The 13606-nt window shown below is 68.5% G+C and carries 13 protein-coding genes; 7 read left to right on the forward strand and 6 right to left on the reverse strand.

The window, feature by feature from the left end:
* Positions 1–48: 48 nt before the first annotated feature.
* From glyS to ACZ2G3_RS06235, 3 genes are read right to left on the reverse strand one after another with little or no spacing between them, the layout of a single operon-like run.
* Positions 49–2154, reverse strand: coding sequence for a glycine--tRNA ligase subunit beta (gene glyS / locus ACZ2G3_RS06225; RefSeq protein ID WP_470398405.1), 2106 nt, complete (start codon positions 2152–2154; stop codon positions 49–51).
* Positions 2154–2630, reverse strand: coding sequence for a DUF6446 family protein (locus ACZ2G3_RS06230; RefSeq protein WP_470398407.1), 477 nt, complete (start codon positions 2628–2630; stop codon positions 2154–2156). Before ACZ2G3_RS06230 ends, glyS begins: the two co-directional genes overlap by 1 nt.
* Positions 2627–3550 carry a glycine--tRNA ligase subunit alpha gene (locus tag ACZ2G3_RS06235; protein WP_419267419.1) on the reverse strand — a complete coding sequence of 308 codons (924 nt, stop codon included), beginning with the start codon at positions 3548–3550 and terminating at the stop codon, positions 2627–2629. Before ACZ2G3_RS06235 ends, ACZ2G3_RS06230 begins: the two co-directional genes overlap by 4 nt.
* A 124-nt stretch (positions 3551–3674) precedes the next feature.
* On the opposite strand from ACZ2G3_RS06235, the gene ACZ2G3_RS06240 reads away from it, so the two are divergent.
* A complete protein-coding gene (locus tag ACZ2G3_RS06240) occupies positions 3675–5051 on the forward strand; it encodes a peptidoglycan-binding domain-containing protein (RefSeq protein WP_470398408.1) in 1377 nt (458 codons plus the stop codon).
* Here ACZ2G3_RS06240 and ACZ2G3_RS06245 read toward each other — a convergent pair.
* Positions 5048–6499 (reverse strand): TrkH family potassium uptake protein, encoded by a 1452-nt coding sequence (locus ACZ2G3_RS06245; protein WP_419267421.1) that lies wholly within the window; start codon positions 6497–6499, stop codon positions 5048–5050. The two genes, ACZ2G3_RS06240 and ACZ2G3_RS06245, sit on opposite strands and share 4 nt — an antisense overlap.
* Positions 6500–6683: 184 nt before the next feature.
* On the opposite strand from ACZ2G3_RS06245, the gene ACZ2G3_RS06250 reads away from it, so the two are divergent.
* Positions 6684–7805, forward strand: coding sequence for a Ppx/GppA phosphatase family protein (locus ACZ2G3_RS06250; RefSeq protein ID WP_419267422.1), 1122 nt, complete (start codon positions 6684–6686; stop codon positions 7803–7805).
* On the forward strand, positions 7805–8557 hold the full coding sequence (locus ACZ2G3_RS06255) for an RlmE family RNA methyltransferase (RefSeq protein WP_470398411.1): 753 nt from the start codon (positions 7805–7807) through the stop codon (positions 8555–8557). Before ACZ2G3_RS06250 ends, ACZ2G3_RS06255 begins: the two co-directional genes overlap by 1 nt.
* A gap of 8 nt (positions 8558–8565) precedes the next feature.
* Here the strand turns inward: ACZ2G3_RS06255 and ACZ2G3_RS06260 are convergent, their stop codons facing one another.
* Positions 8566–9525, reverse strand: a complete 960-nt coding sequence (locus tag ACZ2G3_RS06260; RefSeq protein WP_470398412.1) for a helix-turn-helix domain-containing protein — start codon at positions 9523–9525, stop codon at positions 8566–8568.
* Positions 9526–9689: 164 nt separating this feature from the next.
* Positions 9690–10589, reverse strand: coding sequence for a tRNA (adenosine(37)-N6)-dimethylallyltransferase MiaA (gene miaA / locus ACZ2G3_RS06265; protein ID WP_470398414.1), 900 nt, complete (start codon positions 10587–10589; stop codon positions 9690–9692).
* 81 nt (positions 10590–10670) lie between these two features.
* Between miaA and pyrH the strand changes: the two genes are divergently transcribed.
* The 4 genes from pyrH to uppS all read left to right on the forward strand — a co-directional run bounded on the left by pyrH (position 10671) and on the right by uppS (position 13597).
* Positions 10671–11396 carry a UMP kinase gene (gene pyrH / locus ACZ2G3_RS06270; RefSeq protein WP_419267428.1) on the forward strand — a complete coding sequence of 242 codons (726 nt, stop codon included), beginning with the start codon at positions 10671–10673 and terminating at the stop codon, positions 11394–11396.
* 10 nt (positions 11397–11406) lie between these two features.
* Positions 11407–12207 (forward strand): ion transporter, encoded by an 801-nt coding sequence (locus tag ACZ2G3_RS06275; RefSeq protein WP_470398416.1) that lies wholly within the window; start codon positions 11407–11409, stop codon positions 12205–12207.
* 81 nt (positions 12208–12288) lie between these two features.
* Positions 12289–12852, forward strand: a complete 564-nt coding sequence (gene frr / locus ACZ2G3_RS06280) for a ribosome recycling factor (RefSeq protein WP_419267430.1) — start codon at positions 12289–12291, stop codon at positions 12850–12852.
* Positions 12853–12859: 7 nt separating this feature from the next.
* Entirely contained in the window at positions 12860–13597 is a 738-nt protein-coding gene (uppS, locus tag ACZ2G3_RS06285) for a polyprenyl diphosphate synthase (RefSeq protein WP_470398419.1), read from the forward strand.
* The last annotated feature ends 9 nt before the right edge of the window (positions 13598–13606 follow it).

Below are 13606 nucleotides of genomic sequence, written 5' to 3' on the forward strand. Positions count from 1 at the left end.
AGAGGAAACTCTCCGGCCCTTCGTCATTCCTGTGGCGGCGGGGCGCGGTCAGCCCTCGATGCGGGTGAAGTCGGCGATCTGGCGGCCGGCCTCGCGGATGCGCGACAGCAGGTTCAGGCGGTTGCGCCGGACGATCTGGCTGTCGGTGTTGACCTGCACGGCCTCGAAGAAGGCGTCAATGGGCGCGCGCAGGGCGGCGATGGCGGTCATCGCGGCGGGGTAATCCTCGGCCTGCATGGCGCGCTTGATCGCGGGTTCGGCCTGGTCCAGCGCGGCAAAGAGGGCGCGTTCCTGGTCGGTCTCGGCGAATTTCGGGTCGGCGCCGAAGCTGTATTCGACGCCGTCCTTCTCCTCGGCCTGGGTCAGGATGTTGCTGGCGCGCTTGAGGCCCTGGGTCAGGTTCCGCCCGTCCTCGGTCGCCAGCATGTCGTTCAGCGCGGTGGCGCGGGCGGTCACGCGGACGAGGTCGTCGTTCCCGTCCTGCGCCAGCACGGCGTCGATGATGTCGTGGCGGACACCTTGGTCGCGTAGATGGACCTTGAGGCGGTCGTGGAGGAAAGAGAGGAGGTCGCCGCCTTCGGCAACACCGGTATAGTCGTCTTCGTCGGCTACACCGGGGTGCATGCCGTGGCTAGCCAAGGCCCTTGCGACCAAGGCAATCAAGCCCGCACGTACGCCATTGCTAGAGACTAGTCGGATCACCCCCAAGGCCGCCCGCCGCAGCGCAAAGGGGTCCTTCGAGCCCGTCGGCTTTTCGTCGATCGCCCAGAACCCCGTCAAAGTATCGATCTTGTCGGCCAGCGCGACGGCAACCGAGACCGGAGCGGTCGGCACCGCGTCCGAGGGGCCGAGGGGCGAGTAGTGGTCGCGGGCGGCGTCGGCCACGGCGTCGGGCTCTCCGGCCTCCAGCGCGTAGTAGCGGCCCATCGTGCCTTGCAGTTCGGGGAACTCTCCGACCATGGCGGAGCGCAGGTCCAGCTTGGCCAGGCGCGCGGCGCGTTCGGTCTGGTCAGGGTCGGCCCCGACCCGTGGGGCGATCTCGCGGGCAAGGGCCGCGATGCGTTCGATCCGCTCGGCCTGCGAGCCCAGCTTGTTGTGGAAGGTGACCGAGGCGAGGCCGTCGCGCCATGCCTCCATGCCCGCCTTCACCTCGCGCAGGTCGTTTTCCCAGAAGAAGGCGGCGTCCGAAAGGCGCGCGGCCAAGACGCGCTGGTTGCCGGCCAGGATCGTCGCGCCGTCATCGGGCGTCTCGATATTGGCGACGGTGACAAAGCCCTCGATCCGGCCCGTGGCGGGGTTCAAGGCCGAGAAGAACTTCTGGTGCTCCTTCATCGAGGTCTGCAGGACCTCGGGCGGCAGGGCCAGGAAGCGGTCCTCGATCATGCCCATCAGGGGGACGGGCCATTCGACCAGGCCCGCGACCTCGGCCATCAGGGCGTCGTCGGGCACGATCTGCCAGCCGCGGGCAAAGGCCAGGTTCTCGGCCTGCTGGCGGATCTCGGCCTCGCGTTCGGCGGCGTCCAGCATGACCCGGGCGCGGCGCAGCTTGGTGGCATAATCGTCAAAGCCGGTGACGGTGAAGGCGTCGGGCGCCATGAAGCGGTGGCCGCGCGTGGTGTTGCCGGCGGTGATGCCGTCCACGGTCAGGGGGACCGTCTCGGCCCCGGCCTCATCGGAAAGGATGCAGAGGATCGAATGCAGCGGGCGCACCCAGCGCAGGCTGCCGGCGCCCCACCGCATCGACTTGGGCCAGGGAAAGTTGCGGATCGCCGCTTCCAGCACCTCGGCCACGATCTGGGCGGCGGGGCGGCCGGGGCGTTCGATCACGGCGAACCAGACCTGGCCCTTCTTGTCGTCGCGCGCCTCAAGCTGGTCGCGGGTCAGGCCGGTCGAGCGCAGGAAACCCTCCAGCGCGGCATCGGGCGCGTCGGTGCGCGGACCCTTGCGCTCCTCGCGGGTCGTGGGGCTGTGGGCGGTCAGGCCCTCGACGGCCAAGGCCAGGCGGCGGGGGGTCGAGAAGGCGCCGGCCCCGGCATAGGTCAGGCCGGCCTGGACCAGCCCCTCGGTCACCAGGCGTTTCAGGTCCTCGCGCGCGCGGGCCTGCATGCGGGCGGGAATTTCCTCGGAAAACAGTTCGATCAGCAGGTCGGGCATCAGTCCATCACTCCGCGTTCCGGGGTCTTGTCGTTGTATTGGTGCCAGCCATAGACGCGGCCGTCGGGATAGACGGCCAGCACGCGGTCCACGTCGGGGCGGATGTCGCTGACTGACAGCAGGGCGCGGGCGGCGCCGCTTTCCAGGTCCGCACCGATGCGGGCGGCATCAAAGCAGCCGAACCAGCGCGGCCCGACCAGCGGCGTGGCGCCGTCAAAGGGCAGGGCATCGGCGGGAATGTCCTCGACCGTCGCGCAGGCGCGCCAACGCAGGGGGGAACTGTCGGCGTCGATCCCCTCGAAGCCGGTCAGGACCAGCGGCTGCTGGCCGGCGGGCGTGGTGATGTCCAGCGCGGCGCCGGGGCCGTTTGGGTCGATGGGATCGTAATAGCCGTATTCCTGCGCATACCACATGCCCGCCCCGGCGGCGATGGCGCTGCCCAAGAGCGCGATGGCCGCGACCTTGCCCCAGTTCATTGGGCCGCACCGGCCGCGTCGGTGGTCAGGAACAGGTCGGCGCAGCCCTTGGCCAGCGCGCGCACGCGGCCGATATAGGCCTGCCGTTCGGTCACGCTGATCACGCCGCGCGCGTCCAAGAGGTTGAAGAGGTGGCTGGCCTTGATCGCCTGGTCATAGGCCGGGTGCGCCATCGGAATGCGGCGCCCGGCGCTGTCGGTGTCAGCGGCCTCAAGGATGCGGGCGCATTCGGCCTCGGCGTCCTTGAAGTGCTGGAACAGCATCTCGGTATCAGCCTGGTCGAAATTCCAGCGGCTGTATTCCTGTTCGGTCTGCCGGAAGATGTCGCCATAGCTGAGCGGGATCGGTGCGTCCGGCGCGTTGAAGGGCATGTCCATGACATGTTCGACGCCCAGCACATACATGGCCAGACGCTCCAGGCCATAGGTCAACTCGCCGGAGACCGGCTTGCAGTCATGGCCGCCGACCTGCTGGAAATAGGTGAACTGGCTGACCTCCATCCCGTCGCACCAGACCTCCCATCCCAGGCCCCAGGCGCCCAGGGTCGGGCTTTCCCAGTCATCCTCCACGAAGCGGACGTCGTGGATCATCGGGTCCAGGCCAATGGCGCGCAGGCTGCCCAGGTACAGCTCCTGCAGGTCCGGGGGAGAGGGTTTGATGATGACCTGGTACTGGTAATAGTGCTGCAGCCGGTTCGGGTTCTCGCCATAGCGGCCGTCGGTGGGGCGGCGTGAGGGCTGGACATAGGCCGCGGCCCATGACCGGCTGCCCAGGGCGCGCAGGGTCGTGGCGGGGTGGAAGGTGCCGGCGCCCACTTCCATGTCATAGGGTTGCAGGACGGCGCAGCCCTTGTCGGCCCAGTAATTCTGCAGCGCCAAGATGATCTCCTGAAAGCTGCGGGGTCGGTTGGGGCTGGTCATGATGCCATCCTTTTGCGTAGATCGGCTGAGGCGTGCGCGTCTTCTAGGCGCGCCGGAGAACAGGGTCAATAAAGGCCCGCCCGCGGGGGCGACCCGCGACAGGCAGACAGTGAAGGAGGCCGGCATGCGGCGCTTGGCGGTGATGGTTCTGGCGGGGATGCTGCCGGGTGCGGCAATGGCGCAGGAGGCGCTGATCCGGCTGGAGGCGAAGCGCTCGCCCGAGGCGGCGGCCGAGGCGGCGGCGGGCTGGGCGCGGCGGTTCGACGACGTGGTGACGCTGCCGCTGCCCGGGGGCTGGACGGGCATCGCCATCGGTCCGCTGGAGCGCGACGCGGCGCTGGAGCGGCTGTCGGAGCTGAAAGGGCAGGGGCTGGTGCCGGGCGACAGCTTTGTCAGTGTCCCGCCCGCGGGCACCCCCCTGGCGCGGCCTGGCGCGGCGCCCGAGCCTGCCGCGGACGGGGACCAGGCCGAGCCGGTGGCCGATCCTGCGCCGGCCGAACCCGCGCCGAGCGGCACCTATCTGCGGCTGGAGGCCCATGAGGCCGAGCCCGAGGCCCGTGCGGCGCTGGAGCGGCTGCGCGCGGAGTTTCCCGGCGCCGGCCTGTGGCAGCTGCCCGACGGCTGGTTCGCCGTGACCCTGGGTCCGGTGGAGGACGCCGCCGCCCGTGCCTGGCTGCCGATCCTGACCGAGGCGCAGCAGGTGCCTGCCGATACGCTGATCGCCGATGCCGCCGATCTGGGCCGCATGGTCGAGGAGGGCGAGGCCCCGGACCTGCCCGCACCCGGCGATACGCGTCCCCTGCCGCCGCTGGACGAGGCGCAGCGCGCGCTGCGATGGGCGGGGCATTACGGGGGCGACATCGATGGCAAGGACGGCCCGATGACCCGCGCGGCGATCCAGGCCGAGATCGCCGGCAGCCGCGCGTCCACAGATCCCGGCACCGCGCTGCAGGCGCTGATCGAGCGGCGCGAAGCCTGGCGCGCCGAGATGGGGTTGGAGCGGCTGGAGGACGAGGCCACCGGCCTGTCGCTGGTCGCGCCCATGCATGCGCTGGACTTTGACCGCGCCGAACGCGCCCTGTCGATCTATGGCCCACAGGACGGCTCGGGCGCGGCGCTGATCCTCTTCAGCCAGCCGGGAGGGCAGCAGGAGCTGCTGGACCTGGCGGGGCTGGTGACGGCGCTCGGCTGGGTGCCGCGCCCCGAGCGCGAGGTGCGGCGGGGCCATGTGCGGCTGCAAGGGAGCAACGCCGACCATCTGGGTTCGGCCGAGGGTTGGGTGCGCGACGGGCGCGCCGAAGGCTATGTGCTGATCTGGCCGGCCTCCGACGCCGAAACCCGGACCCGCATCCTGGCCGAGATCAGCGACAGCCTGTCCCGGCACGCGCCCGGCCGGAACGAGGGCCAGGACGAGGCCCGGCCCGACAGCGCGCTGCCCGCCGGCGATGCCGCCGCCATGCCCGAGACGGCCCCGGAGACCACGGCCGAGGCCGCGCCCTAGGCCCGCCAGAAGCGCGGCAGCAGCAGCACCAGGACCGAGACCAGCTCCAGCCGGCCCAGATACATCCCCAGGATCATCATCAGCTTGGCGGCTTCGGGAAAGTTGACGACCGAGCCGTTGGCGCTCATCTCGGGGCCCCAGGCCGGCCCGACATTGGCGATGGCCGTCCAGGCGGCCGTCAGTGCGGTGCGCGGATGCAGGCCGGTCATCGCCAGCCCGACGATCAGCAGGCCGAAGGTCAGCATGAAGAGGGTGAAGAAGGCCATCACGGAATCGATGATGTCCTGGTCCAGGGGCTGCCCCTCGTAGCGCAGCGGATAGACCCGGTGCGGGGTATGCATCCGGCGGATCTGGGCGCGCACCGCCTCCAGCAGGACCAGGTAGCGGAAGATCTTGATCGAGCAGCCGGTCGAGCCGGTGCAGCCGCCGATCAGCCCCACCACGATCAGCAGCGCCAGCGGCAGGTGCCCCCAGGCCGTGACGTCGGTCGAGCCATAGCCCGTGCCGGAAAACAGCGTCACCGTGTTAAAGACCGTCTCGCGGATGACCTCGCCCAGATGGGCGTCCTGGTGCATGTAGAGCAACCGGTAGCTGAGGATCAGCGCACAGGCATAGAAGATCCAGCGCAGATAGGTCCGGATCTGCCGGTCCTGCCACAGCGGCACGACATTGCCGCGCATCGCCTGCACCAGCCGGATGAAGGGGATCGAGGCCATGATCATGAAGACCGAGGCCGCCCATTCCGGCCCGCCCAGATAGGCCCCAAAGCTGGCGTCGTAGTTCGAGAAGCCTCCGGTCGAGCAGGTGGTCATCGCATGCACGATCGCGTCAAAGCCGGTCATGCCCAGAATCATGTAGGTGATCGCGCAGGCGCCGGTCATCAGGACGTAGATCCAGGTCATCTCGGAGGCGATCTCGCCCGCGCGGGGCAGGACCTTGCCCAGGGTGTCAAAACCCTCGGACCGGAAGAACTGCATGCCGCCGACCTTCATCACCGGCAGGAAGACCATGGCCACGACCACGATCCCCAGGCCCCCCATCCACTGCAGCAGCGCCCGCCACAGATGCGTGCCGCGCGGCAGGCTGTCGAGGTCGGGAAAGGCGGTCGTGCCGGTGGTGGTGACGCCGGACATGGCCTCGAAATAGGCGTCAAGAAAGCTGACCTGGGGCTGGCCCAGGACGAAGGGCAGGGCCCCGAAGATCGGCAGCACCGCCCAGAGGCCCGAGGTCAGCAGAAAGGCCTGCTGGATCTTCAGCGAACGGTAGTCGCCGCGCGTGGCCACCGCGATCAGCGTGCCCGCGATCATCGTGACCAGCGCGCATTCCAGGAAGACCATCCAGTGCGGGTCGTCGTGCCACATGTCGACCATCATCGGAAGCAGCATCGCGCCGCCCACGGCGACGACGATCTTTCCAATCGGATGGGCCACGGGACGCAGGTCGATCATGCGGCCCTGCTTGCCGCGCCGCCCGGCGCGCGTCAAGCCGGCAGCTTCGGACCGCCGGGATGGCACGCGGGGTGCAAAACCCTTCCGCATACCATCGGGGCGCATCGCAAGCGCGGCCCGCCCCTTGAACGGACCGGCCGCAGAGGTTACCTTTTGCGCAACTTGTCATCGGAGGGCGTGTGTCATGACGCCCAAGCGTCCTGCGGGTGCGGACGCGTTCCCGAGAAATACGGTAGAGCCGTCGGGCACCCGACACCCCGAGGAGGGCGCGCTTTATGCTGCGCTCGACTTGGGGACAAATTCGTGCCGGATGCTGATTGCCCGACCGACGGGCAGTCAGTTCCAGGTCGTCGACAGCTTCTCCAAGCCGGTTCAGCTTGGGCAGGGGCTGGAAGCTTCGGGACGCCTGTCCCGCAGCTCGATGGCGCGCACCGTGCATGCGCTGCAGGTCTGCAAGCGCAAGCTGGACCAGCACAAGGTGCGCAACATGCGCCTTGTGGCCACGGAGGCATGTCGCCGTGCCAGGAACAGCCGCGACTTCATGCGCACGATCCGCCGCGAGACCGGCCTGCCCATCGAGATCATCGGCGCCGAGGAAGAGGCGCGCCTGGCCGTCATCAGCTGCGCCCCCTTGGTCAGCCACAAGACCGAGACGCTGATGGTGGTTGATATCGGCGGCGGTTCGACCGAGCTGGTCTGGATCGACCTGGAGGACGTGGAGCCCAAGGAGCGTCCGCGCGCGATCATGCGCCTGTCGGACGGCTTCGGGAACCCGCAGCCGGGCGGCGCGCGCGTCGTCGACTGGATCAGCGTGCCCCTGGGCGTGGCGACGCTGCGCGACCAGTTCGCGGATGTGGAGGACGACCAGGGCCGGTTCGCGCTGATGTCCTGGTTCTTCGAGGAGGCGCTGGCGAATTTCACGCCCTATGCGGACGGGTCCCCGGACGAGGGGTTCCAGATCATCGGCACCTCGGGCACGGTCACCACGGTCGCGGCCAGCTTTCTGGGGCTGCGACGCTATGACCGCACCAAGGTCGACGGGCTGGAGATGACATCGGACCAGATCGACCGGGTGATCCATTCCTATCTGCAGCTGGGCCCCGAAGGCCGGCGCACCGACCCGCGCATCGGGCGCGAACGCCATGCGCTGATCATGTCCGGTGCGGCGATCCTGCAGACGCTGATGCGGGTCTGGCCCACGAACAAGCTGTCAGTGGCCGATCGCGGCCTGCGCGAGGGGTTGCTTTATGCACAGATGGTGCGCGATGGGGTGCTGACGCCCGAAGGACTGAACGGAGTGGCCTGATGACGAAACAACCGACCAGCCGGGCCGGCAAGACCAGCGGCCGTGGCGCGCGTGACTTGAGGGTGCGCGTCAAGAGCGCCAAGGGGCGCAAGCTGTCCTCGACCCTGTGGCTGGAACGCCAGTTGAACGATCCTTATGTGGCCTTGGCCAAGCGCGAGGGCTATCGCGGGCGGGCGGCCTACAAGATCCTCGAACTGGACGACAAGTACCGTTTCCTGGTGCCCGGCGCGCGGGTGGTGGACCTGGGTTGCGCCCCCGGCGGCTGGTGCCAGGTGGCCGTCGCCCGGGTGAATGCCTTGGGCGAGAAGTCCGGCAAGAAGGTCGGACGCGTGCTTGGCCTGGACCTGCAGGAGGTCGATCCCATCGCGGGCGCCGAGATCCACGTGCTGGATTTCCTGTCCGAAGGCGCCGACGAGCAGGTGAAGACATGGCTGGGCGGGCCGGCCGATGTGGTCATGTCGGACATGGCGGCGGCCTCCTCGGGTCACAAAGGCACCGACCACATCCGCATCGTGGCCCTGGTCGAGGCGGCGGCGCAGTTGGCCTTTGATGTGCTGGAACCGGGCGGCACCTTCGTCGCCAAGGTTTTGGCCGGGGGTGCCGAGACCGAGATGCAGGCCATGCTCAAGCGCAACTTTACCAAGGTCGCCAACGTCAAGCCGCCGGCCAGCCGCAGCGATTCGTCCGAGAAATTCGTGGTTGCCACCGGCTTTCGCGGACGCGAGGCGCTGTCCGCAGAAGCCGAGAACTGAGCGGGGCGTCAGCGCATCTGCAGGCGATAGGCCTCGGGCGTGCGGCCCGTGGCATCGACAAAGGCACGGGTCAGGTGGGTCTGGCTGGCATAACCCAGCTCCTGCGCGATGCGGGCAGGCGTCCGGTCGGTGTGGCGCAGCATCTCGACCGCGCGTTCCAGGCGCAGTTCATGCATCAGTTCCACGGCGCGACGCCCCTTGGCCTCGATGCAGGCGCGGTCCAGTTGCGTCAGCGTCGTGCCGAGGTCCTGCGCCTGATCGGCCAGCGTCCGGCAATTGCCCAATTCCGCCGCCGCTAGGGTCAGGAACTGCTCGACCAGCGAACGGTCGGGCAGGGCCGGGCCTGCGGCGGGCCGGTGGTCCGGTGTCGGGTCCAGCCGGGTCAGGCGCAGGGACAGCAGGTTCAGGTGGCAATTCAGCGCCTTGCGGTCCGGGGCGTTGGTGGCCTCCTCCACCAACTCGCGCAGCGTCCCCAACAGGGCCGCCGCGCCCTTGCCCGCGCAGCCTGCGGTCGGGCTAGTGGGCAGGGGCGGGTCCACTTCGGCTGTCAGTTCGGGCGACACCAGCAGGACATGGCCCTGCGCCCCCTGCTGCGGTTTGGCGGCAAAGGCAGTGCCGGCGGGAATGTACCGGATGTCACCCGGCTCCATCACCACGCTTCGCCGGGGAAAATCCAGACGCATCCGGCCTTCGGTCACCCAGACCAGCACATGTTCGGGGCGAGTGCGGGGCTGGGCGGGAAGGCTGCGGCTGCCCCAGGAGAAGGCCGCCAGCGGCAGCAGTCGCAGGCTGGCCGCGCGCGGGGCAAAGCGGCGCGAGGCGGGAACCACCCGCACCGCCATTGCATCCGGCAGGACGATCCGTGCCTGCACCGGGGCGACCTGACTTTCGTCGCGGCGGGGAACATGCGTCCCTGCATCCGGCACATGTGCGGCGGTCACGTCGATGTCGCCGCCCTGACCTTTCACGCCCCGACCCTGCGGCCGAAGGCGGGTTGGGGTGAACGGAAATCCGCCCTTCCAGCTTGAATGATCCCATAGCGACATCTGACCTGTCCCGGTTACGACATCGATTGGCGGATTATCGCCGATCCTGCGTAAAACTCCAACAGTTGCTTGCGGGTTTCCCGCGATCACGCAGGTTTCAGGCCGTCGTGATCGGCCTGCCACATCTGCCAGTCGCGCATCCGGCCGCGAAACCAGATCCGCTGCGACTTAGCGTACTGGCGCGAGGCGATGATTGCGCGTTCGGCGGCCTCGGCCAGGGTGAGCTGGCCGCGCAGGTGGTCGATCAGTTCCGGCGCGCCGATGGCCTTGGCCCATTGCTGGGCAGGGTCCCACAGGGGCAGCATCGCACGGACCTCCTCCAGCGCGCCCTGGTCCAGCATGGCACGAAAGCGCAGGGCGATGCGGTCCGCCAGCCAGTCGCGGTCGCTGGTGATCAGCACGCGCTGGCACTGCTTCGGCGCGATCAGCGGCGGCGGCGTCTCGGCCTGCCAGGCGGCGATGCCGCGCCCGGTGGCCTGCAGAACCTCCCACGCCCGCTGGACCCGGACGGGGTTGCGAAGGTCGATCCGCGCGCGCGTCTGCGGATCCAGTTCCGCCACCAGCGCCGCCAGCCCGTCCGGCGCCGCGATGCGCGCATCTGCCAGGGCGCGCAGGGCAGGGGGCGTGGGCGGGATCTGCGCCAGCCCCCGCGTCAGCGCCGTCAGGTAAAGGCCCGTGCCGCCGACCACGATCAGCCGCCGGTCCGTCAGCGCCGCCACCTGCCGCAGCCAGTCGCCGACCGAATAGGCGATGCCGGGGGCCACATGGCCATAGAGCGCATGCGGCGCCGCGGCCTCGTCCTGCGGGGAGGGGCGGGCGGTCAGCACCCGCCAGCAGGACCAGACCTGCAGCGCATCGGCATTCACCACCAGCCCGCCCTGCGCGCGCGCCACCGCCAGGGCCAGCGCCGATTTGCCGCTGGCCGTCGGCCCCGCGATCAGCAGGTGGCGCGAGGCATCGATCTGTGTCAGGTCAGGGTCGCGCATGGCCGATCCGGGCAGTTGATCCCGCGGCCCTTTTGCGACATTTAACGGCGCGATGAAAGCGACCGGCGACAGGAGTTCCCAATGACCACCGAGACCCCCAAGCACTATGACCGCGTGATGCTGAAGATCTCGGGCGAGGCGCTGATGGGCGACCAGGGCTATGGCCTGCACCCGCCCACCGTCGCCCGGATCGCAAACGAGGTCGAGGCCGTGCAGGCCATGGGCGTCGAGGTCTGCATGGTGATCGGCGGCGGCAACATCTTTCGCGGGCTGCAGGGCAGCGCCCAGGGGATGGAACGGACCACCGCCGACTATATGGGAATGCTGGCGACCGTGATGAACGCGCTGGCGATGCAGTCGTCGCTGGAGGCGCGCGGCCTGCACTGCCGCGTGATCAGCGCGATCCGCATGGACGAGGTCTGCGAGCCCTATATCCGCCGCCGCGCCATCCGCCACCTGGAGAAAAAGCGGATCGTGATCTTTGCCGCTGGCACCGGCAACCCGTATTTCACCACCGACACCGCGGCCACCCTGCGCGCATCGGAAATGAACTGCGAGGCGATCTTCAAGGGCACAAAGGTCGACGGCGTCTATGACAAGGACCCGGTCAAGCACGCCGACGCCAAGCGCTATGGCGAGGTCAGCTATGACGAGGTGCTGCAAAAGCACCTAGGCGTGATGGATGCGTCGGCCATCGCCCTGGCGCGCGACAACAAGCTGCCGATCATCGTCTTTTCGCTGGACGCGCCGGGCGGGTTCCGCTCGATCCTGGAAGGGCGCGGCACCTATACCCGCGTGCACAACTGACGCAAACGCCATGACGCTGCGTGCGCGCGCCGACGCCCTTGTCCATCACCGCAAGGTGCAGTGGTTCATCACCGGCGTCATCATCTTCAACGCGCTGATCCTAGGCTTGGAAACCTCGGCCCGGATCATGGCGGCGGCCGGGCCGCTGATCCTGACGCTGGACCGGCTCTGCCTGTCGATCTTCGTGATCGAGATCGGGCTGAAGGTCTACGCCCAAGGCCTGCGCTTCTTCCGCGACGGCTGGAACGTCTTCGACTTTGCAGTGGTGGGCATCGCGCTGGTGCCGGCGACGCAGGGCCTGTCGGTGCTGCGCGCGCTGCGGATCCTGCGGCTGCTGCGCATCATCTCGGTCACGCCGCGCCTGCGCCGCGTGGTCGAGGGGTTCCTGTCGGCGCTGCCGGGCATGGCCAGCGTCTTCCTGCTGATGGGGATCATCTTCTACATCTTCGCGGTCATGGCGACCAAGCTGTTTGCCGGCTCCTTTCCCGACTGGTTCGGCGACCTGGGCAATTCGGCCTATTCGCTGTTCCAGATCATGACGCTGGAAAGCTGGTCCATGGGGATCGTGCGGCCGGTGATGGAGGCCTATCCGCTGGCCTGGCTGTTCTTCATCCCCTTCATCCTGGTGACCACCTTCGCCGTGATGAACCTGGTCGTGGGCCTGATCGTGAACTCGATGCAGGAAGCCCACCAGGAGGAGGAGACCGCCGCCACCGCCGCCTATCGCGACGAGGTGCTGGAGCGGCTGGCGGCGATCGAGACCCGGCTGGGCGCGCAGGAGCAGGACCGCCAGCCTGGCAGGGACGTCTGACAAATGCTTGGGGCAAAGGCTTTGCCAACCCTGACCATTGCGGTTACAAGCGGAAAAAATCCAAAGCAGAGGCAGTCGGACATGGCTGAGGACATCGAAATCGACATTGACGATCTGGAACGGCGGATGAAGGGCGCGATGGACAGTCTGAGGGGCGAATTCGCCAGCCTGCGGACCGGACGCGCCTCGGCCTCGATGATCGATCCCGTGCAGGTCGATGCCTATGGACAGATGACCCCGATCAACCAGCTGGGCACGGTGAACGTGCCCGAGCCGCGGATGGTCACGATCAACATCTGGGACAAGGGCATGGTGGGCAAGGTGGAAAAGGCGCTGCGCGAAAGCGGCCTGGGCATCAACCCGCAGACCAACGGCACCATCATCATGCTGCCGATCCCGGAACTGAACGAGGAGCGCCGCCGCGAGCTGACCAAGGTCGCCGCGCAATATGCCGAACATGCCCGCGTCTCGATCCGCAACGTGCGCCGCGACGGCATGGACCAGGTCAAGAAGGGCAAGTCGAACGGCATGCCCGAGGATGACCAGAAGTTCTGGGAATCCGAGATCCAGACCCTGACCGATCGCATGATCGCCGCGGTCGACGAGGCACTGACGGCCAAGCAGGCCGAGATCATGCAGGTCTGACACCATCATGGTATTCGCACGGGGCGCAGCGAACGCGGCGGCGACGGGGGGCACGACCCGTCCCCGCCACGTTGCCATCATCATGGACGGGAACGGCCGCTGGGCCACCGAACGCAGCTGGCCGCGCCTTGTCGGCCACCGGCGCGGTGCCGAGCGCGTCAAGCAGATCGTCCGCGCCTGTCCCGACCTGGGCGTCGACTGGCTGACCGTCTATGCCTTCTCGACCGAGAACTGGAAGCGCTCGGCCGAGGAAGTCCTGGGCCTGATGAAGATCTTCCGCCGCTATATCGAGCGCGAGGCCGAGGGCATGTCCGCCGAGGGCGTGCGGATGCGTTTCATCGGCGGGCGCGAGCGGCTGGACCGCAAGCTGCAGGACCTGATGGCCTCGATCGAGGCGCGGACGGCCGGTAACACGCGCCTGAACCTGACGGTTGCGATCAATTATGGCGGGCGGGACGAGCTGGTGCGCGCCTCGACCCGCCTGGCCCAGAAGATCGCCGAGGGGCAGATCATCAAGCCGACCGAGGCCGACCTGGCCGATTGCATGGACACCGCCGGACAGCCCGATCCCGACCTGGTGATCCGCACCTCGGGCGAGACGCGGACCTCGAACTTCCTGCCCTGGCAGGCGGCCTATGCCGAATATGAATTCACGCCGACGCTCTGGCCCGACTTCACCCCGGCCCACCTGGCGACGATCCTGGACCGCTACGGCCTGCGCGAGCGGCGCTTCGGCGGCGCATGACGGTGCGGG

Source organism: Paracoccus sp. KKT209, from assembly GCF_055635455.1.

Bases quoted from the DNA above. Each gene is read 5' to 3' on its own strand.
- glyS (WP_470398405.1), bottom strand. From the start codon at position 2,154: ATGCCCGACCTGCTGATCGAACTGTTTTCCGAGGAAATTCCCGCCCGC.
- ACZ2G3_RS06230 (WP_470398407.1), bottom strand. From the start codon at position 2,630: ATGAACTGGGGCAAGGTCGCGGCCATCGCGCTCTTGGGCAGCGCCATC.
- ACZ2G3_RS06235 (WP_419267419.1), bottom strand. From the start codon at position 3,550: ATGACCAGCCCCAACCGACCCCGCAGCTTTCAGGAGATCATCTTGGCG.
- ACZ2G3_RS06240 (WP_470398408.1), top strand. From the start codon at position 3,675: ATGCGGCGCTTGGCGGTGATGGTTCTGGCGGGGATGCTGCCGGGTGCG.
- ACZ2G3_RS06245 (WP_419267421.1), bottom strand. From the start codon at position 6,499: ATGATCGACCTGCGTCCCGTGGCCCATCCGATTGGAAAGATCGTCGTC.
- ACZ2G3_RS06250 (WP_419267422.1), top strand. From the start codon at position 6,684: ATGACGCCCAAGCGTCCTGCGGGTGCGGACGCGTTCCCGAGAAATACG.
- ACZ2G3_RS06255 (WP_470398411.1), top strand. From the start codon at position 7,805: ATGACGAAACAACCGACCAGCCGGGCCGGCAAGACCAGCGGCCGTGGC.
- miaA (WP_470398414.1), bottom strand. From the start codon at position 10,589: ATGCGCGACCCTGACCTGACACAGATCGATGCCTCGCGCCACCTGCTG.
- pyrH (WP_419267428.1), top strand. From the start codon at position 10,671: ATGACCACCGAGACCCCCAAGCACTATGACCGCGTGATGCTGAAGATC.
- ACZ2G3_RS06275 (WP_470398416.1), top strand. From the start codon at position 11,407: ATGACGCTGCGTGCGCGCGCCGACGCCCTTGTCCATCACCGCAAGGTG.
- frr (WP_419267430.1), top strand. From the start codon at position 12,289: ATGGCTGAGGACATCGAAATCGACATTGACGATCTGGAACGGCGGATG.
- uppS (WP_470398419.1), top strand. From the start codon at position 12,860: ATGGTATTCGCACGGGGCGCAGCGAACGCGGCGGCGACGGGGGGCACG.